Origin of the sequence: Sulfurirhabdus autotrophica, assembly GCF_004346685.1 — a bacterium.
GTDB classification, from domain to species: domain Bacteria; phylum Pseudomonadota; class Gammaproteobacteria; order Burkholderiales; family SMCO01; genus Sulfurirhabdus; species Sulfurirhabdus autotrophica.
In genome coordinates, this window is sequence record NZ_SMCO01000002.1 from 126,864 (window position 1) to 148,813 (window position 21,950).

Here is a 21,950-nt window from a genome sequence, read left to right on the forward strand (position 1 = left end):
TTATGCCGCGTCAACTTCAACCAGCTCAATCGGGCTGCCTGGTCGTTTATCCTGTACTGTCATTCCGCACACCAGCAAACCCTTTTTTGCCAGATCTGCATACCGTGCTTCAATTGCCTCTTTCACGCGCTGACAACGCTCCACTGTACGTTCACGGCAACCTGGCACCCTGTTGTCATAGCGAAAGTGAATAGCCACTGGAGCCGGCAGACCATGATTCACATTCAGCTTTGTGAAAATCTTGATGCCCACATCCATATCCGGTGCCCCTTCTTCTACAGTGTGCAGATGGGCAAAGTAAGCCAGATTACGCAACTGGAATTCTTCAAATCCATCACCTACACTGATGAATCTTTCTGCATGACCAATATCGGTATACCGCCCACCCCAATTGCTGCATACATATTCAATCTGCGACAAGTTATTGATCAGCAGCGAAGTGATCAGTCTGCGCATTCCTTCATGTGGCTCTCCACTACTAGCACCCCATCCGGTCGCTTCACTGGCTGCCTGGATCGCCTGATACACCTTAAGCCGGGCAGTATTCGCATCATCATTTACCGTGCTGCGATACAGTTCAATGTTGTCAACAAACCGGTGCAAATTCATTTCACCTGCGGCATCGGGTATATGTACCTTGATTGCATCAGTATCTGTATCAACGCCGATCAACAATGTATCTACCGAAGCACCACAACAAAAACTGTTTTCAATCGCCTGGCGAAACGCGTTCAGACGTTTCAAACCCGCTTCTGCTGCTACGGTCACGTTACTGCAATGTGCAGCACAACCCTCGTGAGTCGGATCTGAACTACTCCAGTGATACACAGCCACTTTCAAGTAGCGCGTACCTGCATCTGCTGTTACCGGACGCCCCTCGCGAAAGCGCATCAATTCAGTTTCAATCCAGCGTTTAACATTAGCGTCTACGTCAAACATTGCACCGGCGTATGCTTTACGACTTCGTACTGCACCTTCCGGCAGGCGCAAGATATAGCGCACCAAACCTTTCAGTCGCCCATCCGAACACGGCGAGATATCTACCGCGTGATAACCGCTATCGAGAAAAAATGCTATAGCGGCATCCGTATCCTTCTGCGGATTTTTTAGTTGCGCCTGCTCAGCTTTCTGGCGCAGTGTTTGCATGACGCACTCACCATACAAAGCGCGCATATCCAGATCAGCTATCCAGGCATCATCCAAAATCCTTGCTGGTAATTCAAAACCCAGCTGTTCACGAGCAATTACCTGAGCACGTTCAGTAAAATCAGCTTCATGTTGCAAACCGGCAATGCGTTTAAGCACTTTAACGATTGCGTCAAAACTGCCTTTAATTGTCTGTTCATGTTCCAGCAGACGTTTGTTCTCTGCTTCGTTGGTCAACGGGTGACGACAAACTCGACCACCCCCTGTTGAGCAAGCAGGATTGGGCTCAACTAAGGTATTAAGAGCGATGCCTTGTGGTGCGAAAACCGGTTGAATAGGGCGCGCCTGCAGTACCCCACCAGCTGTACCTAACCCATAAGGGAGGCGACTAGCTGAAGGCTGCTGGTTTCTCATGCGCTCTGGTCGGTTTCTCGTATTCATCGCTATTTCATTTCCGTTTTTGGTTGCTCAATCTCTGCCTGTTTCAAATCAACCTCTGGCACCACCGGAGTAAGTTATGGCCGATCCTTTCGAATCATTACCACTACTTCCGGTAATTCGGCTTACCGGTAACTCTGGACGCTCACGATCTTTCAACTGTGAAGCACCGATTACCGCACCACGCTGCTCACCCCTCATTGTGGGGTTACGGCGCGTTGAATTTCCTTCCGTGCCAGTTACACTTTCATTACGTCGCCATGCTGCACCCGTTATCGCAAAACCGCCTTCACGACCATCACCTGTCAGTCGGCTACGTGCTTCCTCAACCAACTGAACCTGAGCCATGACTACGGGTGCCGTACTTTCCTGATGGCGGAACTCAGGGGTACCAGACACCAGACCCGTTGCCAGATTAACCGGGCCAGTGATACGTCCGATTGCACCGTAAGCAGTGCCTGTGATGTTGCTGATGCTACTATCCTGGGCACTGCGAGCCGGGGTAGCGATGCTAAAATTTCCTTGCACTCTTTGTTCCTGCGGTGCAGGTGCTGCTTCGCGCGGTACATTTACCGGACGCTGTGTGAGCGGGTGCGGATTACTGTTTGCACCACGCTGAGACACACGCTGATTGGACCCGGAATAAGGAGTGCCGCTCAAAACCTGGCTTTCGCCACGCCCTGCACCTGTTACCTTCCCACCTGATTCAACCCGGGCACCACTCAGAGACAAACTTGCCTGAGCCCCACGACTAGCCATCAAAGCCCGTGAAGCGGCCTGACGATCTGCATCGCAAAAAGAGGTATATTGATCAGGCCCGATATACTCTGTTCCAGAAATCGGCTGACAACCACCATACTCATCGCCTGTTACCTTACTGCTATGCTCAACTGGTGTACCGGATACCTGCTGCTCATGCCAGGTGCGCATTACACCAATTTTTTCCGGTGCTGGTGCCGGTTCGCGATTGCAAGCCTGATATTGAGCAAGGCCATCAGATTCAGTACCGGTCACACTTGCACAAGCACCACGATCACCACCTGTAACCATGCTGCCAGGAGCAACGTCTGTTCCGCTGATTTCGCGATTTTTAACCGTGCTCATCAAACTAACCTTGTGCGGCGCGCTGCTGCCATTACGACATGCACTGGTGTTCTGGTCCTGAGCGTATTGACTACCGGTAAGCTTACAGTTGCAGCTACCAGACTCGTCACCCGTTACTTTTGAGCTGCGGCCCACTTCTGTACCGCTCACGTTTAAACCAGCTCGGGTATTGGCTATACCCACTTTTGATGGTGTCAGCGCTGGTTTGGTGCCACAGAACGATTCAAACTTGTCAGCACTCAGATACTCAGTACCGGTTACGTTTTTGCATGCACCAAATTCGCTACCTGTCATCTTTTCGCTACGATCGGTATCAATACCGCTGATGCGCTGGCCTCGGCTGGTATTGCTGATACTTACCTTAGCTGGTGCAGCCTCAGGTGTCGCATCACACAACTGCCCATATTGCTCAGCACCAATATATTCAGTACCGGTAATCGCACGACAGCTGCCAGATTCAACACCGGTCACCTTGCTGATGCGCTCAACCTGAGTACCGCTCACTGTGGTACCACTCAAAGTAGTACCAATTTCAACTTTGACAGGTGAAACCTGGGTACGTACACGCCCCGTAGGTCGGCAAGCAGGATCATTGCCACGACCGTTCTCGCACATTTCTGCGCGGCGTGCTCGTGCAGCATCCCGGCCACTTAAACCCGCAGTTGCCCTTTGGTTTAATTTTCCGGATTTAACTGCTTTCTTTCCCTGACTGGATAGTGCGCGGCGGCGCTCCTGACATAATTTGCGTACGGCAGAGGCAACCGAACCAACAACAGCCGTAGGCTCATCATCTACAATCGCACATACTTCCTCTATTGCCTGCTCACGCTCAGCCTCTTCCGCCCTGTCTTTGCTTTTGCAACCACACCCTGACTTTTGATCATCCGATCCAGCATTCGCGGTTAAAGATGCGGATGCTGACATGGTTGTCGCAGGTGCAGATGTACGAATACTTGATGCCGTTTTAGCTGAACCCAGCGCCGCTTTCCCACCCAGTGACATGGCTTCACGTCTCGCTCTGGATAATGACTTGCCAGAAGCATTCATCACTGAACCTGAGGTGGCAGCAGATGTTGTTGCAGACAATGAAGCTGCTGGCGCTGTCTGTGCCGGACGTGCAGTCTCAACGGTTGAAGTTATCGGTGCTGCTGTTGACATTGCTGGCCTGGTTGCTGGACGTGCAGGTGCGGATGGTTTTGCACCAATCGCGGTGCGTCCGTTCTGGGACAGCGCACGGCGCCTTTCCAGTGCAACAGCGCGTGACGAACGCGGAGTCGTTGTATTGTTTGCCATTGGATCGCTCATGCTCTCATCCTCCCGTATTCACTCAATCCTTGCACTGGCCGAACTAGCGGGCGGCGCAAGAAGCATATATGGATAAATCCTGTTTCTTTCGGTGCTTGACTACAACTTGCCTCACCCCAAACCAAGGTACTATCACGGTATTCTTTAACCGCTATACCCCTTGATTTGGTTGCGAATGCAATTTAAAGCTAATTACTTTCCACGGAACACAACAAATGATGTGCCCTGGCTTTGCGAGTAATTGTCATATCCGATCAATCGCACATGGTTACCAGGGTGCGCACGGTGACAGGCTTCCAGCTCGGCTATAATCACATCAACTGACTGCTCGCCGAACATTGGCAACTTCCACATATACCAGTAGTAAGCACTAGCCCGTGCAGGTTCAACGTGCTCTATCCCCGGATTCCATCCCTGACTTACCAGATAAGCAATCTGACGACGGATTTTTTCCGGGGTCATTGGAGGCAAATACGAAAATGTTTCGTATTTAGGTGTGGATTTGAAATCTTGAATATCAGCCATTTCTTTTTCCTTTCATTTTTGGGCGGCGGTGCTCTTCAACCCCTGTCCCGCACCTGTTTTCGTTTTAGCCTTTTGATTTATCGCTTAAATTAGCGGTTAACCACGTCCAGCTTGTCCACGGTATCGAACTCGAACTTGATCTCTTTCCATGTTTCCATAGCGATCTTCAATTCCGGGCTATCCTTGGCTGCATTGGTAAGAATCTCTTTACCTTCACGTTCCAGTTCACGACCTTCGTTACGCGCTTCAACACATGCTTCCAGCGCAACACGGTTAGCAGCCGCACCTGCAGCGTTACCCCATGGGTGACCTAAAGTACCGCCACCGAATTGCAACACTGAATCATCACCAAAGATGTTTACCAGTGCCGGCATGTGCCATACGTGAATACCACCAGAAGCGACCGGGAATACACCTGGCATGGAACCCCAATCCTGGTCAAACATAATGCCGCGTGAACGGTCTTCAGGAATAAATGACTCGCGCATCAAATCAATCCAGCCCAGCGTTGCTTCACGGTCACCTTCCAATTTACCAACAACGGTACCTGAGTGCAGGTGATCACCACCGGACAGACGCAGAATCTTGGTCAAGACGCGGAAGTGAATACCGTGGTGCGGGTTACGATCCAGCACGGCATGCATAGCGCGGTGAATGTGCAACAACATACCGTTCTTGCGACACCAGTTCGCCAGACTGGTATTAGCGGTAAAGCCACCCGTAATGTAATCGTGCATGATAATTGGAGCGCCGATTTCCTTGGCAAATTCAGCACGTTCAATCATGTCTTCATAAGTTGGCGCCGTTACGTTCAGGTAGTGACCTTTACGCTCGCCAGTTTCTGCCTGAGCAGTCAACGTTGCATCCTGCACGAACAGGAAGCGATCACGCCAGCGCATGAATGGCTGACTGTTGATGTTCTCGTCGTCCTTGGTGAAATCCAGACCACCACGCAAACATTCGTATACAGCACGACCGTAGTTTTTAGCAGACAAACCGAGTTTTGGCTTGATGGTACAACCCAACATCGGACGGCCATACTTGTTCATCTTGTCGCGTTCAACCTGAATACCGTGAGGAGGACCACCGCAGGTCTTCACGTAGTGCAGAGGGAAGCGCACGTCTTCAAGACGCAATGCACGAATTGCTTTAAATCCAAACACGTTACCCACCAGAGAGGTAAACACGTTAACCACAGAACCTTCTTCAAAAAGGTCGATCGGATAAGCAACAAAGGCATAGAAGCAAGTATCATCGCCTGGCACGTCTTCAATGCGATAAGCGCGTCCTTTGTAGTAATCCATGTCTGTCAAAAGATCGGTCCAAACTGTGGTCCAGGTACCGGTTGAAGACTCGGCAGCAACTGCAGCAGCAGCTTCTTCACGGTCTACGCCAGCTTGCGGGGTGATCTTAAAGCAGGCCAGGATGTCCGAATCCAATGGTGCGTACTCTGGCATCCAGTAGGTCTGTCGATATTCCTTAACACCTGCCTCATACTTTTTTGCGGCCATGTTTGCTCTCCTAAGTGCTATAGTTGAAAAATTCTGTTGGAACCGTCATTAAGGTTCCGACGGTTGAGCCCATTCTGGAAGAGATGGTTATTTAATAAAAGTTAAATATATTTACTATTACGTTTTACTTTTATTTATTAACTTCATCCTTCCACAATCCAACCCTGTACCAACTGTTGGAACCGTCATCTAGTTCCGACGGTTGAGCTTATTGTGAGAGCTCACATTAATTAATAAAAGTTAAATATATTTACCGTAATCATTTATTTTAATTTAATATAAGTTATGCCTATACACCACGCAACGCTGCACCAACTGAAGATTTTCGATGCTGTCGCCAGGCACATGAGCTTTGCTCGTGCCGCAGAAGAACTGCACCTGACACCACCAGCACTATCGATTCAGGTCAAGCAATTGGCGGAGGCTATCGGGCAACCACTGTTCGAACAGATTGGCAAAAAAATATCGCTCACCGCCGCGGGTCAAGTTTCATGGTCTACCTGCCGGGATGTACTGAGTCGTCTGGATCAACTTGCCCAGGAATTGGCCTCTCTTCAGGGTCTGGAGAAGGGCAACCTGAAACTGGCTACTCTTGCTACCGCCAAATACTTTATCCCACGGTTGTTAGGGGAGTTCTGTATAAAACACCCCGGTGTTGACACTGCCTTGTTTATGGGCAATCGTGAAGCACTACTGGAAAGGCTCGCGCGCAATCAGGACGACCTCTACATTCTGGGCCAACCTCCGGAACATATGAATGTTATTACGGAACCTTTTGCTGATAATTTTCTGGTCGTAGTTGCCGCCCCAAACCACCCATTAGCGAATGAAAAAAAAATTGATCCATCTCGTTTACGAGAAGAGCCATTTATCCTTCGGGAACCAGGATCAGGCACACGCCTTTCTACCGAAAAGTTTTTTGAGCAACATGGCGTGACACTTAAAGTGCGCATGGAATTAGGAAGCAACGAAGCGGTGAAACAAGTAGCTGCAGGTGGTTTGGGCATAGCGGTACTATCTTCAAGCGCTTTACGCTCCGAGCTTGCAAATGAGGAGCTTGTGATACTGGACGTCAAGGGTTTCCCGCTGGAACGCAAATGGTATGTGGTTTACCCGATGGGAAAACATCTGACCCCTGCCTCCAGGGAATTCATGGCATATCTATTTGCTGCTCCACCCACACACCAACTTGACCATAACCAGCTTCATGCAATTTCTGCCAAGCCTGAACACAAGAAAAAACGGCCGACACCCAAGTGAAGATATATTTAGCATGCAAGATTACTAATCCATCCATTAAGCCTTGCCAGCTAAAGCGTATGTCTTTTGGAATGCTTTACGATTTGAGGGTAATTCAATCCGGCCATATAGCCAGATTGAAACCAGCTTGATGCGCATTTATTCAATGCGAAATATTGATTCTGCGTGCCCGGTAATTCAGTCAGGCACGCCAGAAAATTGAAACCACAATTCATCTTTGACAAGTACTAACTCATCCATCAGGGCATTGCTCTTAAAACAGCAGCCTTAACTTGTCCCAAGTGAACCTGTGCCCTCGTTACCTCGGCACGTTTTTTCCCTTTATAAACGATCGTTGCCCTTGTCCAGGCAAGCTTTTTTAATTCGATCGCCAATTCTTCAATTTCATACAAATGCAATTGATTCAGGTATCGTGCCACAGCCGCCATATCATCCGATGTGCATAACCATTCACCATACGTATCCAGGCGCTTCGCGATATCCCATGCATACACAGCAAAAGATTCTAAAGCTTGTTCGTGATTCTGAATCGTTGTTTTCTGTTCCATAATATTTCCTTTGATAACAGTATTCATTCAATCAAAATTCATCGTTAAATTTGCTATGCGTTGTAGCAAGTTACAGCAGTGCTGCGCAGGACAACTTTTGCTGAAAACTTGCCAGACGTTTCGCATAATTCCAACCTTCTTCGTTATGATCATTGATCACAACAGGTACAAATCCTTCGGGTGTCTGAATCAGCTTCATCACGATAGGCCCTTTTCTTTCTGTATTTTCAGGCTGCGCGTCCGATTTATTTTCCTTCAATAAGGCAGCTTGTTCACGCATGTCGGACTGGTCAATTAATGAAGCTGATTTACGCGGTGTCAGTATGGATATGTCCGCAACGTGCTGTTCATGTTCATTCAACTCAGTATGTGTTTGATTCCAATTCATAGTGCTCTCCGTTCAATTAAGTTATGTTTATTTCGAGGCTGGAATTCAAGCCTCAACGGAGTAAAAGCAAGGTCCATGCCATAACAATTTATTGCATATAAAACAATGCACTAAAAATAGAATTAATCTGAAAAAGAAAAAGGGGGATAAAAAAAACAAGATATCGTCGCTATTTAGCGACAACGAACTGCATGCCAAATACTTACCAGTTGAAACTTATGGGTTTTTAGGTATTTTAATAAGCGACAGAAATAAAACCTTAATAATCCCGATCAGACTTAAACAGTCCAGGATCAAGGTCATATCTGTGCAACAGCCTGTAGAACTCAGTACGGTTTCGCTTCGCCATCAGTGCAGCCTGGCTCACGTTCCCGTCTGTGACTTTCAGCAACTTGGTCAAATATTCCCGCTCAAACTGTTTCCTTGCATCCAGCAGCGAAGGAATCTTACTAGGCTTATCTCTAAGCGCACGTTGCACTGATGCAGTAGAGATGATCGAAGTGGTACAAAGCGCAACGGTCTGCTCAACCACATTGAGCAACTGCCGCACATTTCCTGGCCAGGAAGCGCCAATCAATATTTCCATGGCTTCAGGGGAATAACCTTTAATTTTCTTCCCGTAATTCTCAGCTGTACGAGCCAGAAAATGCGCAGCCAATAAAGGTATATCTTCACGGCGTTCTGCTAAAGAAGGAATTTCCAGAGACACCACATTCAACCTGTAATATAAATCTTCACGAAAATTCCCTGCAATCATTTCTTCTTCAAGTTCGCGATGGGTAGCAGAGATAATTCGCACCTCTACCGGGACTGATTGCGAAGAACCAACGGGTCTGACCTGTTTTTCCTGCAACACACGTAACAATTTCACCTGCAGCGCAATGGGCATATCCCCAATTTCATCCAGCAGAAGTGTGCCGTTGTTGGCAGAGCGAAACAACCCGTTGTAATCTTGCGTTGCGCCGGTAAAAGAACCTTTAGTGTGACCAAACAATTCAGATTCAAGCAATGCCTCAGGAATGGCGCCGCAATTCACACCAACAAAGGGTTTGTGATGGCGCGAACTGGCAAGGTGTATTGCTTTTGCCAACAACTCTTTACCGGTTCCGCTATCGCCGTGTATAAATACGCTGGCATCTGTCGCTGCTACCAGCTTTGCCTGAGCAAGCATATCCTCCATAACGGGGCTGCGCGTAATCAGCTCTGACCGCCAATCGTTATTTTTTCCGCCGTTATCATCAACCCCATGACCGCTAAGGTGTAATGCACGTTCTATTTGTCCAAGCAACACCTTACTATCAAACGGCTTCGTCAAAAAACTGAATACGCCTTGCTTCGTAGCGGCTACAGCATCTGGAATAGAGCCATGTGCTGTCAAAATAATCACTGGCAATGTGGCATTATTTTTATGTATCGCCTCAAACAAGGCCATGCCATCCATCCCGCCCATGCGTAAATCTGTAATGACCAGTTGCGGACGAGCTACAGCCAGGTGTGAAAGCGCCTTTTCGCCGCTTTCTGCCGTTGTCACACCATATCCAGCAGCTTTAAGTCGAATGGAGAGTAACCGCAGCAAGTCCGTGTCATCATCCACCAGCAGAATTTCACTATAAGCATTCATTTTGAAGGTACCGTTTTAGATTCACGTTGGATAATGCTCTTTTCTATATTCTTCAGAGCATCCAGCTTTTGTTGTAACTGATCAGCACGTTTCTGCTCATCCTTCATCGCCTGGTTCATTTTCTGGAATCGTTCTTCCTGCCGCTTCAGTTCGTAGGTTTGATTAGCTAGTAGTGCAGCCAGATTGGCTATACTGCTGTTATCTTTTTTATCTTCAAACACTTCAGCCAATAACGAATTAGCACGCACATCATCTTTAAAATTGGTATTTGGTAAACACAGCAAAAAAGCCAGTTTGATCCGATTCACTGCAGTTTTCTGTTTTGCTAATGCCTGAAGTACCGATGTATATTCACGATTCAGCTCATCGCCTTGAAGACCACGAACGCGGGAAATATACTGGAGTGTGTCTATTGTCTCGGCATCTTTCTTATTAACGAAATTAATCACAGCGCAGTTATTGCAGCTTGCAGGAAGGGGTTCAACTCCGGCACAACTAGTTAAGACCACGCTCGAAATAAAAAGCAGAAGCAAGTATAGGGTTCGATTATTCATTCAGGTCTGCTCAGCCAGGTTTAAGGGTAATTTTAAGCAAAAATGTGCGCCACGATCAGGGTTTGCCACCACATCAATGGATCCGTGATGAGCTATTGCGTACTCCTTGGCTATGGATAATCCCAGCCCAGTACCCATCACATGCCCTTCCTGGCGTTGCTCACCCTGAAAAAAAGCATCAAACACCTTGGTGTAATCACTAGGTGGAATACCAGGCCCCTGGTCAACCATATCCAGCACAACCTGATTTTTTTCCTGACTAAGCGTAACTTGTATAGTACCGCCGCGTGGAGAATACTTGACCGCATTAGACAACAGATTATCTATCAGAATCATTAACTTTTCTTCATCTCCTGAATAAGTTAAAGAAAAGACCTGATTTTCTATTTTTAATTCTTTTGTCATGATCGCTAATTTCTGGTTCGCCTCAACTTTAAGTATGAGTTTATCCAGCTCAACCGATTCCAGATTCAAAGCAGAATCTCGCGACAAGGCAATGCTGAAACTGAGTAAGTCTTCAATTCTTTTCTGAAGCTGAACAGCACTCTGCTGCAATATGCCGACAATTTCAGATTGCTGCGGATTCAACCTGCCCACGACCTCATCAGCCAGTAATTCACTGCCTTCACGCACCGATGTCAGCGGCGTTTTAAGTTCATGGGAGATATGCCTTAATAGTTTATTTTTTTGCGCTTCAACATTGACCAGTCGCACTCTCAGCCAATCCAGACGATGCCCTAATCGCTGGATATCTTCCGGACCTTTTACGGATACCGGCAAGGAAAATTCACCATCACCCAGGCGACGTATTGCGGCATCAATTTGCGCGATCGGGCGTGTAATCAAATAAGTAAATCCACCGCTCAGCAATAGCGCAAACGGAATGACAGCCAGGGCTTGCAACATCATGATGCTTTGCGCTTTCTCAGCCATGGTTTGTAAAACATCCACCTGCCGGTCAATCAATCGGCTACTGCCGGTTAATATCTGTTGAGCCATGTCAATCATTACGGGAAAAATCTGAGCTGACTTGCTGCTAAGCTCAGAATCATGGGGATTTACCCTTAAGGTTTCAAATGTATTGTGCTCAGTATTGGACAATTCAGTGAGCAGATTGCGTTGGAGTTCATCCAGTTGCAAGGCAGATAATCGCTTGGCAGTATCTTCAAACTTTAAATGCATCTTTTCATAGCCTTCAAAGAGCGATTTATCATCCAGCACCAGAAACTGGCGAGCATTACGTTCCATGGTGGTGATCTGCTCAAGCAACATTCGGCTAGCCTGAGTGGCAAGCACTGCCTGATAAACAGCCCTTTGACTATGATCGGCAAGTTTGCTTAAATAAATAGCAGCGCTCACATACGATGCTATTAATGGCAGAGAAACAAGCACAAAGCCGGTAACGATAAGCTTCAGGAAGGACTTCGGATAATATGAACGCATGAAAGAAACTGATTGCCGCTGTATTCCAGATTGAGAAATAACCACCTGCTACACTAAGCAAATCAGTATAGACAATCTGAGAAAAATATTTGATGCTTGTAGCGTTACTAAACAAAATGTAATGTTAATCGGTGTTTATGACGATTTAAATACACAGGTATTTTGCCAATTTATCATTGAAAAAGCAGCGGTACTAATTGTGCTTTTTCGATTAAACTAGTGACGTATTATTTATGCCCTCCAAGCCATTCGAGATTACGCCATGCAACCAGATACAACGATTATTTCCATTGCTCATGTCATCCAACTGGCTGTTGCACCGGTTTTCCTGCTTACAGGGATTGGGGCAATATTATCAGTGCTCGTTAATCGTTTTGCCCGGATTATCGACCGCACCCGCATGGTAGAAGGCAAAATAGAAAATCAGGACGCCACAGCCAGGGCAAGATTCATGGTTGAACTGGATGTGCTCTCCCATCGCTCCCATCGCATCAATTGGGCAATCAGTTTATGTACCCTGTCGGCCCTATTGGTTTGCATTGTGATTGCGACATTATTTGTGGGGGCATTTGTGGTTGTGGATATGTCTGGAACCGTGGCACTGCTTTTTATTGCTGCGATGCTTGCACTGATTGGAGGACTGATTAATCTTTTAAGAGAAATCTATCTGGTTACTGCATTTATGCGTAAAATAAAAATGTTGACCTGAGTCGCTCGTACACCCCACACAAAACCAGTTCTAGCATTTAACACAGGTAAATTTGTTTAAATAAAATAAAGGGCAATCACATTGCTACACGCTCTTATTCCTGAACACACAGCGATTCATACAAAACAATTCAGGCGGAATAAAGACCATATATCTATTATGGTTTATACGTAAAAATTAGTTCATAATAATGCAAAATGCAATTCTAAAAATACACCTTACACGCTGCTTCACTCTATGACCGATAGCGAATTTTACCGTACCTTATTACGCGCTTATATCGACAGCGCAAACGATGGCATCTTCGTCTTATGTGACGAAATGAAATTTCATGTCGCCAATCCGCTACTTCAATCCTGGCTCGGGGTATCAGAAGATTTCCTTACCCAGCATAAATCTCGCCTGCCAATTATCGACTTCATTGGTAACAAAGAGAGCAGCGAGCAATTTATCCGCCATTTCGAGATAGCACTTACAGGTAAGCCTGTCAGCTTTGAATGCTACATTCATCCGACAGGCGCAGATGCAAGATGGGTTGAAGTTAACCTTAACAAAGTCAATCTGGATGCGGGGGAGATGTTTATCGGCATAGCGCGCGACGTCACCCAAAAGAAAAAGTCCGATGAACAAATCTGGCAGCATGCCAATTTTGATGCACTTACCGGATTGGCTAATCGCCGGCTATTCCAGGATCGCATGGAACAGGAAATTAAAAAGGCTCATCGTGCGAATCTCCAACTGGCATTGATTATCCTGGATCTGGATCGATTTAAAGAAGTAAACGACACCCTTGGCCATGAAATGGGTGATTTACTTCTCAAGGAAGTTGCGCAACGATTAGTGAGTTGCGTGCGCGAAGCTGATACTGTTGCTCGCCTGGGAGGAGATGAATTTGCTGTCATTCTAGGAGAACTGGAGGACATTGATTGCGTGGAACGCATTACCCAAACCATCCTGAAAAAACTATCAGAACCATTTGATATAGGTGAGCAGGTAATCTACATATCAACCAGTATTGGCATCACACTCTACCCAGAAGATGCTAACAGCTTTGATGAGTTACTCAGGAATGCCGATCAGGCCATGTATGCCGCCAAGCATCAGGGCCGCAATCGTTGCAGTTTCTATGCTCCCTCCATGCAGGAAGCGGTGCAACACCGGATGCGCCTGGCCAATGATTTACGCATTACCCTGGGCGCACTGACTGAATCTTTCCGCTTGGCCTACCAGCCAATTGTTGAGCTATCGACCGGTATAATCCATAAAGCAGAAGCATTGATACGCTGGCAACATCCCACACGAGGCCTCATCAATCCTGCAGAATTCATCCCCATTGCCGAAGAAACCCAGATGATACTTGAAATCGGAGATTGGGTATTCCATGATGCGGCGCTTCAAGTTGCCAAGTGGCGTTTATCTCACCATTCTGCATTTCAGGTTAGCATCAACGTTTCTCCAGTGCAGATTCAAAACATGACCAGTTTTAATGAGTGGTTTGATTACTTGCAAAAACTCAATCTGCCCGGACAAAGCATTGTGATTGAAATTACCGAGGGGTTGTTGCTGGATGCCAATGAAGGTGTCACCAAACAGCTACAAACATTCCACAAAGCTGGGATAGACGTATCTCTAGACGATTTTGGCACTGGTTACTCGTCCCTCTCCTATCTTAAGAAATTCAACATCGACAATATTAAGATAGACCAATCTTTCGTAAGAAACCTGGCACCCGATTCAGACGATATGGTTTTATGCGAAGCCATGATCGCCATGGCTCACAAGCTTGGCATTAAAGTGATCGCTGAAGGTGTAGAAACAGCAGAACAAAGAGATTTATTAGCAGCTGCAGGTTGTGATTACGGACAAGGCTATCTGTTTTCCAAACCTTTACCCGCTAAAGAATTCGAAGTATTTCTGAACAGATATAAATAGAGCCATTGCAATTTTTGACTTATATTATTCAATTTTATTTTTAATAAAATCCATAAATTCACCCAGCGGTAAAGGTTTACTAAACAAAAAACCCTGGAAAGCCTGACAACCACGCAACTCAAGAAATTGACACTGCGCTTCATTTTCAACGCCTTCGGCAATCACGTCCAGCCCTAGTGTTTCTGTCATGGCAATAATTGTCTGCACAATAGTGGCATCGTTAGGGTCGCTGACAATGTCCCGTACAAATGACTGATCAATTTTGATTTGACTCAACGGCAAGCGTTTCAAATACTGCAGGGAAGAATAACCTGTTCCAAAATCATCCATGGAAAAACTCACCCCAAGCAATTCTATTTGGTGCATCTTGCTGATGGTTTCCTCAACATTTTTAAGCATGGCACTTTCAGTCAACTCCAGTTTCAAAAGGGTGGGATTTGCTCCTGTCTCCTGCAGCACGCGCTGTACCTGCCAGACAAAATCAGCCTCATGAAATTGTTTGGCACTGACATTTACCGCCAGTGTCAGGCTTTTGGCTATCGCATCGTTTTGCCAGTTTGACAGTTGCGCACAAGCTGTTTGAAGCACCCAAAGTCCAATCGGGATGATGAGGCCGGTTTCTTCGGAAAGGGGGATGAATTGTGCTGGTGAAACCAGACCATACTGAGGATGGTCCCAGCGCAACAATACTTCTGCTCCCAAGGGGCGACGCAGATTATCCACCTGAATCTGGTAATACAACCGAAATTGCTGCTTGTTTAATGCAAGCCGTAATTCATCTTCCAGTTCCGCACGTGTATCGATAGCACGCTGCATGACTGAATCATAGAAACGAATTGCATTGCGACCGCTAATTTTGGCTTGATACATTGCTGTATCCGCATACCTGAGAAGATCATCGGGAATTTCCTGACGACCACTGAATAGCACAATACCAATGCTCGAAGTGGTATAGCACCTACGTTCATTGAGCATATAAGATTCGCTCAGCGTGGTGCGTATTTTTTCGGCGACCATTTCTGCTTGCGCTGCTGCTTCATCCACATCTGCACTGAGGGTTTCCAGTACCACGAGAAATTCATCGCCCCCCAGACGTGCCACCGTATCACCTTCACGTACGCAAGATTGCACCCTTCTGGCTACATCGATAAGTAGCAGATCACCAATCGCGTGTCCCTTCGTATCGTTGAGGGTTTTAAAGTTATCCAGGTCGATAAACAGTACTGCCCCATACTGCCCATTGCGAGAACTTGCCGAAAGCGCCTGATTCAAGCGATCCATTAACAGCCGACGGTTAGGCAATTGCGTCAGCACATCATAAAATGCCATCTGATGTATTTTGTCTTCGGCATGCTTGAGGTCGGTAACATCGTAAAACCACCCTAATATTGCCGGCACATTTTCATATTCCAGTTTAAAATAAGAAGCCAGCACCCACGTTTTTTTTGTTTCTGAAACTTTCAATTCCACCAGATTGTTAGTTACCGATTTCCCTTGCTCAAGTTGTTGTAGAGCATCTTCAAAATCCTGGGGATCCGCGTAATACTGTTTGGGGTCTGTTCCAATCACCTGATCACGTTCAAGCGAGATTAAATCGGCATATTGCTGGTTTGCAAACAATACGTTATGCCCACCAGAAGCAGCAATTCTTACTGCTATGGGACTGGTTTCAAGCATAAAGCGAAATCTGGCTCCATTTTTTTGGATTAATTCCTCTGCATGTTTGCGTTCTGTCATGTCATAAAGAATCACCAGACTGGACGTCCCTATCCATGACATACTAAAGCTAATGTCACGTACCGTGCCATCCTTACACATGACCCGGTATTCCATCGGATCAAACCCACCCCCCTTCTGCTGCATTTTTTCTACCGCCGCATGCCATTCCTGGGCAACCTGTTGCCGATAAATGGGGTCGGGATAGGCCCGTGGCCACCACGCTTCCAGCGTTGGAATATCTTCCAACGTATATCCAAAGGTATCAACAAATTTTCTGTTCAATAACGTAATTTTCAAATTTTCGTCATTCATGGCCATTGCCACTGGCGACGATTCGATAATCGCGCGAAAATTTTCCTCACTTGCACGCACCGCTGCTTCTGCAAGCTTACGTTCGGTAATATCGTTGGCCGATGGTACGAGGAACGCAATCTTGCCTGTCTTGTCACGCACAGGCTGCAAGGAAAAATCAATAGAAACCAAATGGTTTCCGGTGCCGCGCACCTGAAAATCATAGCGCGAGACCTCACCCTGAGTTGCGAGTTTAATTGCGGTACGAAGTTTTTGTTGTGTTTCCTCCAAGCCAGAAAACCAGTAGGTCTGGTCTAAAGGTTTACCCATCACATCAGATAACGCCACCCCTCCCATATCCAATGCCGACTGATTGACCTTAATCAGCGTTCCATCCAACTCCATCAGCCCTACGAACGTCGTTGGGCCAAAGCCATCAATCATATTACTCAGCCGCTCTTCACTCTTTCGCAGCTCGGCTTCAGCAATGTGTCGACCGATGGCGATGCTTGCGATATAAGTGGCGGTATCAATAAATTGCAAATGCTCCTGCCGTGGCAACCCTGGTTGACGATAATACATTGCGAAGGTGCCGAGTACCCTCCGTTCCGTATCGAGTATTGGCGTTGACCAACAGGCACGCAACCCATGCGGGAGCGCCGCCTCTTTGTAAGCATCCCAAAGTGGATCAGTGGCAATATCTTCTACAAACACTGCTTCCTTAAGATAAGCTGCAGTACCACATGACCCTGCGTTCGGGCCTATCGGCTGCCCGTCTACTGCGGCCACAAATTCAGCTGGCAAACTGGGTGCTGCGCCATGCCGTACATGAACACCATCTTCATCCATCAGCAAAATAGAACCTAACATTCCAGGGGACTGAGCTTCAATAAGCTGCACTAACGAAGTCAGCGTTTCCGGCAATGCAACGCCCACGGCGATCATCTCTAGCACTTGTTTCTGTCCGTCAAGCAGCGTCTCTACCTGCTTACGCTCAGTAATATCATGCACAATGCCGAGAATCTGGGTGACTTGCCCATATTCATCAAAAACAAAAGGCGTTTCACGACTTACCAGCCAATGCCATGCCCCGCCTTTATCCCGAATACGATAATCTATCTCGCGTATGTCACCGCTGGAGGCTTCTTTCCATGCTTCATGGGATGCAATAATACGAGCCAAATCTTCTGGATGAAAAATCTGGAGCACATTACTGCCCATGGCCTGTGTCTCTTCAACCGTATAGCCATAGGCAGTAAGCCAATGCTTGTTCAGATAAACATTTCGCTGCTCCACCAGATCGTAGATGTAGACAGTGCCCGGCTGAGTATCCAGAATCCGCTCAAGCATAAATTTTTGATCTTGTAGTGCCAACTCAAGTTTTTTGCGCTGACTGATGTCACGAACACTGGCTATTATGGCAGGTTCGCCATTGTGAACAATTGGATGTGAGAAGATTTCTACCGGCAGTTCACTGCCGTTTTTGTGTCGGTGCCGCCATTCAAACTTATTCCCCGATTTCAAGGATTCGCTGAGGTGGACATGTACCTCCTTGACCAAATCTTTGGCAGCCAAATCAACTGCATTCATATTTCTGAAATCATCAAGGCTGTAGCCATAACGGTTTACTGCGGTAGTATTCGCATCCAGAATTTGCCCCTTGAGGCTAAGGATAAAAACAGCATCAGGGTTTGCATCGAATATCGCCCGATAATCTATGCCATGATAGTCAGAGGTTTTTACATCCATATCAGGTTTATTAAGTATCAGTTCGTTATCGAGAAACTGCACTGTCATACTGGATAGAAGCATATTAAGAAGAGATTATGCCTAATCGCTATTGTTGCTTTTTTAATACCTGCTGGCAATATTATAAAGCGTCAATCCTCTTCACATGAATGTCGGCTTACATACGGCAATCAGCAAACCAGTCAAAGCTGACCAGTTTCTGATCTTACAACACTTTGAAACCCTGCTGATTTTAAGAAGCCGCTCTCGTTGGACGCAAGGGATCAGCCCCAATGGTGCCACGGAGGCTTTGCAGATACGCACCTGTCTTCACTTTTTCAAGCCTGGCTTTGGCCCGCATCAATCGGTCATGAATCTCCAGCCTGATCACCATATCCTGGTGACTAGGGCGACTGACAAAAGCTTCAAGGTTATGAATATGGCGCTGCCACAAAGTTACATCCCTAGCCTGCTTTGTCTCCAGGCGCTCCAGATACCAATCCGAGGCCAGCAGTGCTTCACGAGTAAACATGGCGCGAATGGCTGGATCATGCACGTCTTTCCCCTCGTAACTGCCGTTTGCCATGATGTGCAGCAGCGCTTTGATAGGCGGGCAGGCATCTTCTATGCTGCCATCTTCCAGATAAGATGCGCCCACTTTTTGCTGCGCTTCTACAATATTTTCCACTCCATCTACAAAAACAGCCAAATCCTGTGTTTCCGGGCGGAGAATGCTTTCACCGAATACCGACATAGGCGCATCAAAAATCTTGCCTAAATATCCATGTACAAAACGTTCTGTGATGCGATAACCCAGACGACTTGCTTGAACTGATCGCCCCTCATACTGGATATCTGCCACTTTTTCCATATAGCCGTTTTCAATCAGAAAGTGAGGATCGCGATCCTGAGCAGATAGGCGCGACCATATTTCAGGTACCAGTAAACTGACATCATGATCCACACGGAATTTAGATCCAATATAGCCTGCCGCTGTGGAAAAACCCGAATAACCCGTAAGAATAAATGAAACCAGCGCGTTATTCAGATCGACAGTCGGCCGGAGTGCATTAAATGGTCCTTTCGTTAGCGCGCCTTCACTCCCTGCGCCTGTGGTGGAGGGCGATTTCCCGGTCAAACTGCAAATAAAATCCATGAACAGTTCGGGCAACTCCTGATAATGAATCGGGTTGTACACGGCTAATGGACGAATACCAGGTTCAGCCGGGTTATTACGTCGGCCGACCAGTACTGCGTTAACAGGTTCAATAACAGCAACTTCCAAAGGTAGTCGCCGACTCAGTCGCGCCCCCACTTCTGCCACATAGCGGCGAACCGGATGCGATAAATCAGGACGCAATTGGAGATAACGTGGGTTTTTGCTTGGCTTTCCATCCACTATCCTCGGATGAGCTGATGACACCACATATTCGTCTGACTCTGAAGCTTCACGCAAGATTGTTCGCATAGGTTCTGTATATTGGCCAAAACCCACAACATCTTCCATTATTTCGGACAGAGCTTCGCCCTTCAGCGGCTCAAAGTTGGCAATAAAGTTATCACGCTGAGCTATATCCAGTTCAGTCTGGCGATCTAATCCGCGGTGCACTGCTTCGTCAGGCCGCTGGAACAAACGGTACTCGCAATTACTGACCAATTTAACACTGGCATCCGCACTTTTTGGGGATACATTCGAAAGCACTTCAGCAGGTACGACAACCGATGCGGTAATGTCGTCTTCTTTCTGCACTTTTTCTGCCGCAATAAAATCCTGACGCATTTTGAAAACTCGCCATGCGCCATTTTCCTCAAAGCCCATCCGTAAATAAGAGCCCACCAACTTACGTTCACCCAGTTTGAGTTCATGACCAGGCTGGCCATTTACAAAATCAACAGACAAGCGTTGACGCCAGCTATCACCCCAGTCCGGGCTGTACATGCGCTTGATAATAAAAACCAGCGCCAGAATGCGATCTGGCACACTTTCCAGCCAGTTGTTAAAAGCGTCTGTATAGGAGGGGGAAGGGGTGAGTACTTTAATAACAGAACCCAAACTCCGTTCCGAACTCAGTAATTTACGGCTCGCATCCCTGTCTTCACGTTCAAAACCTGGTTTAAAGCGGTCACCATAGTGACGTTGAAAAATCGCTTCCACCTGATCCAGATCTTTATCCAGATCCGCGACAAACAGCGGTCCATATATAACCGCATCATTGAGTGATTTGGAAATCTCTGATTTACCACCTCCGGAAACAGTGCAAGGCTTATGACAAAACACGCCTTCTGCATCCGTACCCACCAGACGCCAGGATGGTGCCCCCGGATGTTTCTGCATTTCTATTTTGTAGCCATTTGGCTGCATGTAAATTTTGCCGGGACGCAGTTTTATTGTTTGCTTAACGCCTGATTTCATCCACGAAATCGTTTGTCCGGCGAGATCCATGCGCAAATCCTGAGGCACATAAATCACATCCGGAAACTGTTTGTCTACCCCATAGCCCTCGGGCTGCAATGTCATCAACTCGCCATACTGCGCTACCATATCGTCAAAGTCATAGCCAGGTGCACGGGTGTGACTATCCACCCCGAATTCCTCACCATGATTTCGCCGAGGGAAGGCCAAAGCGCCTCCCGCGTGTTCTTCTTCAGCCAGGCCAAATAAATTTGTGGCATAACTGATCTGTGTTTTGACTTCTTTTTTGCAATAGCCGTAATAATTATCTGCCAGCAGGGTCACAATCACGCCTCGCTCATCTCTGGCTGTGATCTTGAACGCAGCGCCATCGTTATAACGTTCACTTTCGTCTTTCCAGCACATGCCATCTACCTGTTGGCGTGGCGTTGCTTTATCCCATGCTGGCAAGCCCAGTTCTTTCTTGGTAAATCTCGTCAGATGGGGGGCCAGAATCACACACCCGCTGTGACCTGACCAATGGTCTGCATCCAGCCCGGCATCATTGGAGGAAAGATAAGGATTACCCCCGTTTCCGAAAATGCTTTCTACAAAATCCAGATTGCTTACCAGGCTGCCTGGCGCAAAAAACCGAATTTCCATATTTTTTTCTGATTCACTGCCTGGAATTTCCGGACAAATCACCGGACGCAGCAAGAGTGACACAAACATACTCGCTTCATGGGGTTGCCCGGATGTAAACGGCAATTTCATATAACTCGGTGGTGGTGTTAAGGCCTTCCGCAATAAATTCGCAAACGTTAGCTTAGGAACGGCCTTCTTGTCGCCGGGGATAGGTAACCCGCCTTCCGCAACATGGAAAGAACCCTTGGTAGTGCGACGGTCGCTTGCTGGATTATGCAACACCCCATTTCGAATACGGTAGCTACTGACATACTCACTGCTGAACACATCTTTATCAATGGGTAGTGAAAGCTCTCTGGATACGCCGTGTCGATCGAGAATCAAAGTATCTTCAGGCAACCGGGGGATATCTCCACCTGCAACATCAGAGAGATAGCTATTCAGAAAATCCTGAATACGCTGATCCGGCGGACACAGATAGCCGCTCAACAAACGGGATTTTTCGCGATAACTTCTTAACAGATCTTGTGCAACGGCCATGAAATCGCCATCACTTCCCTGCAAGCAGGCGGGCTGGCCAGAGGATTCAAGTTTCAGATTAATGTAGAGCTGCAGGCGTTCGCGCGTTTCTTGTACATCTTCCGGGCTTCCATTGAGCCCAAGAAATTGATTCAAATCCTTCATAACTTTC

At 47.1% G+C, this 21,950-nt stretch carries 15 protein-coding genes; 4 read left to right on the forward strand and 11 right to left on the reverse strand.

Going from position 1 to position 21,950, the window contains the following annotated elements:
• Both EDC63_RS04840 and EDC63_RS04845 read right to left on the reverse strand, forming a co-directional pair.
• Complete coding sequence (locus EDC63_RS04840; protein ID WP_124947087.1) at positions 1–1,587, reverse strand: carboxysome shell carbonic anhydrase; 1,587 nt, start codon at positions 1,585–1,587, stop codon at positions 1–3.
• A 48-nt stretch (positions 1,588–1,635) separates the two neighbouring features.
• Positions 1,636–3,612, reverse strand: coding sequence for a CsoS2 family carboxysome shell protein (locus tag EDC63_RS04845; RefSeq protein ID WP_223272271.1), 1,977 nt, complete (start codon positions 3,610–3,612; stop codon positions 1,636–1,638).
• Between EDC63_RS04845 and EDC63_RS18725 the strand changes: the two genes are divergently transcribed.
• Positions 3,611–4,069 (forward strand): hypothetical protein, encoded by a 459-nt coding sequence (locus EDC63_RS18725; RefSeq protein WP_223248338.1) that lies wholly within the window; start codon positions 3,611–3,613, stop codon positions 4,067–4,069. The two genes, EDC63_RS04845 and EDC63_RS18725, sit on opposite strands and share 2 nt — an antisense overlap.
• A gap of 116 nt (positions 4,070–4,185) precedes the next feature.
• Here the strand turns inward: EDC63_RS18725 and EDC63_RS04850 are convergent, their stop codons facing one another.
• A complete protein-coding gene (locus EDC63_RS04850; protein ID WP_124947086.1) occupies positions 4,186–4,518 on the reverse strand; it encodes a ribulose bisphosphate carboxylase small subunit in 333 nt (110 codons plus the stop codon).
• Positions 4,519–4,607: 89 nt separating this feature from the next.
• The gene (locus tag EDC63_RS04855; protein WP_124947085.1) at positions 4,608–6,029 is read right to left on the reverse strand and encodes a form I ribulose bisphosphate carboxylase large subunit; all 1,422 of its coding nucleotides are present in this window, start codon (positions 6,027–6,029) and stop codon (positions 4,608–4,610) included.
• Positions 6,030–6,314: 285 nt separating this feature from the next.
• Here EDC63_RS04855 and EDC63_RS04860 point away from each other — a divergent pair, with 285 nt between their 5' ends.
• Positions 6,315–7,289, forward strand: coding sequence for a LysR family transcriptional regulator (locus tag EDC63_RS04860; protein ID WP_124947084.1), 975 nt, complete (start codon positions 6,315–6,317; stop codon positions 7,287–7,289).
• Positions 7,290–7,528: 239 nt separating this feature from the next.
• Here EDC63_RS04860 and EDC63_RS04865 read toward each other — a convergent pair whose 3' ends face one another.
• The 5 genes from EDC63_RS04865 to EDC63_RS04885 all read right to left on the reverse strand — a co-directional run bounded on the left by EDC63_RS04865 (position 7,529) and on the right by EDC63_RS04885 (position 11,843).
• A complete protein-coding gene (locus tag EDC63_RS04865) occupies positions 7,529–7,837 on the reverse strand; it encodes a hypothetical protein (protein ID WP_124947083.1) in 309 nt (102 codons plus the stop codon).
• 70 nt (positions 7,838–7,907) lie between these two features.
• Positions 7,908–8,225 carry a hypothetical protein gene (locus EDC63_RS04870; protein ID WP_124947082.1) on the reverse strand — a complete coding sequence of 106 codons (318 nt, stop codon included), beginning with the start codon at positions 8,223–8,225 and terminating at the stop codon, positions 7,908–7,910.
• Positions 8,226–8,484: 259 nt separating this feature from the next.
• Positions 8,485–9,846 (reverse strand): sigma 54-interacting transcriptional regulator, encoded by a 1,362-nt coding sequence (locus EDC63_RS04875; protein ID WP_124947081.1) that lies wholly within the window; start codon positions 9,844–9,846, stop codon positions 8,485–8,487.
• Positions 9,843–10,295, reverse strand: coding sequence for a hypothetical protein (locus EDC63_RS04880; RefSeq protein ID WP_124947080.1), 453 nt, complete (start codon positions 10,293–10,295; stop codon positions 9,843–9,845). The genes EDC63_RS04875 and EDC63_RS04880 overlap by 4 nt, the downstream gene beginning before the upstream one ends.
• A gap of 105 nt (positions 10,296–10,400) precedes the next feature.
• The gene (locus EDC63_RS04885) at positions 10,401–11,843 is read right to left on the reverse strand and encodes a HAMP domain-containing sensor histidine kinase (RefSeq protein WP_124947079.1); all 1,443 of its coding nucleotides are present in this window, start codon (positions 11,841–11,843) and stop codon (positions 10,401–10,403) included.
• 262 nt (positions 11,844–12,105) lie between these two features.
• Here EDC63_RS04885 and EDC63_RS04890 point away from each other — a divergent pair, with 262 nt between their 5' ends.
• Together EDC63_RS04890 and EDC63_RS04895 are read left to right on the forward strand one after the other, a co-directional pair.
• The gene (locus tag EDC63_RS04890; RefSeq protein WP_124947078.1) at positions 12,106–12,552 is read left to right on the forward strand and encodes a DUF2721 domain-containing protein; all 447 of its coding nucleotides are present in this window, start codon (positions 12,106–12,108) and stop codon (positions 12,550–12,552) included.
• Positions 12,553–12,789: 237 nt separating this feature from the next.
• Positions 12,790–14,484, forward strand: a complete 1,695-nt coding sequence (locus EDC63_RS04895; protein ID WP_124947077.1) for a sensor domain-containing protein — start codon at positions 12,790–12,792, stop codon at positions 14,482–14,484.
• A gap of 24 nt (positions 14,485–14,508) precedes the next feature.
• Here EDC63_RS04895 and EDC63_RS04900 read toward each other — a convergent pair whose 3' ends face one another.
• Together EDC63_RS04900 and EDC63_RS04905 are read right to left on the reverse strand one after the other, a co-directional pair.
• Positions 14,509–18,291: a PAS domain S-box protein gene (locus EDC63_RS04900; protein WP_165922909.1), complete on the reverse strand. Its 3,783-nt coding sequence runs from the start codon at positions 18,289–18,291 to the stop codon at positions 14,509–14,511.
• A 184-nt stretch (positions 18,292–18,475) separates the two neighbouring features.
• Positions 18,476–21,943, reverse strand: coding sequence for a hypothetical protein (locus EDC63_RS04905; RefSeq protein ID WP_124947075.1), 3,468 nt, complete (start codon positions 21,941–21,943; stop codon positions 18,476–18,478).
• Between the last annotated feature and the right edge of the window lie 7 nt (positions 21,944–21,950).

Excerpts from the sequence above, each read along its gene's own strand:
- EDC63_RS04840 (WP_124947087.1), bottom strand. The coding sequence starts at position 1,587 with ATGAATACGAGAAACCGACCAGAGCGCATGAGAAACCAGCAGCCTTCA.
- EDC63_RS18725 (WP_223248338.1), top strand. The coding sequence starts at position 3,611 with ATGGTTGTCGCAGGTGCAGATGTACGAATACTTGATGCCGTTTTAGCT.
- EDC63_RS04845 (WP_223272271.1), bottom strand. The coding sequence starts at position 3,612 with ATGTCAGCATCCGCATCTTTAACCGCGAATGCTGGATCGGATGATCAA.
- EDC63_RS04850 (WP_124947086.1), bottom strand. The coding sequence starts at position 4,518 with ATGGCTGATATTCAAGATTTCAAATCCACACCTAAATACGAAACATTT.
- EDC63_RS04855 (WP_124947085.1), bottom strand. The coding sequence starts at position 6,029 with ATGGCCGCAAAAAAGTATGAGGCAGGTGTTAAGGAATATCGACAGACC.
- EDC63_RS04860 (WP_124947084.1), top strand. The coding sequence starts at position 6,315 with ATGCCTATACACCACGCAACGCTGCACCAACTGAAGATTTTCGATGCT.
- EDC63_RS04865 (WP_124947083.1), bottom strand. The coding sequence starts at position 7,837 with ATGGAACAGAAAACAACGATTCAGAATCACGAACAAGCTTTAGAATCT.
- EDC63_RS04870 (WP_124947082.1), bottom strand. The coding sequence starts at position 8,225 with ATGAATTGGAATCAAACACATACTGAGTTGAATGAACATGAACAGCAC.
- EDC63_RS04875 (WP_124947081.1), bottom strand. The coding sequence starts at position 9,846 with ATGAATGCTTATAGTGAAATTCTGCTGGTGGATGATGACACGGACTTG.
- EDC63_RS04885 (WP_124947079.1), bottom strand. The coding sequence starts at position 11,843 with ATGCGTTCATATTATCCGAAGTCCTTCCTGAAGCTTATCGTTACCGGC.
- EDC63_RS04890 (WP_124947078.1), top strand. The coding sequence starts at position 12,106 with ATGCAACCAGATACAACGATTATTTCCATTGCTCATGTCATCCAACTG.
- EDC63_RS04895 (WP_124947077.1), top strand. The coding sequence starts at position 12,790 with ATGACCGATAGCGAATTTTACCGTACCTTATTACGCGCTTATATCGAC.
- EDC63_RS04900 (WP_165922909.1), bottom strand. The coding sequence starts at position 18,291 with ATGACAGTGCAGTTTCTCGATAACGAACTGATACTTAATAAACCTGAT.
- EDC63_RS04905 (WP_124947075.1), bottom strand. The coding sequence starts at position 21,943 with ATGAAGGATTTGAATCAATTTCTTGGGCTCAATGGAAGCCCGGAAGAT.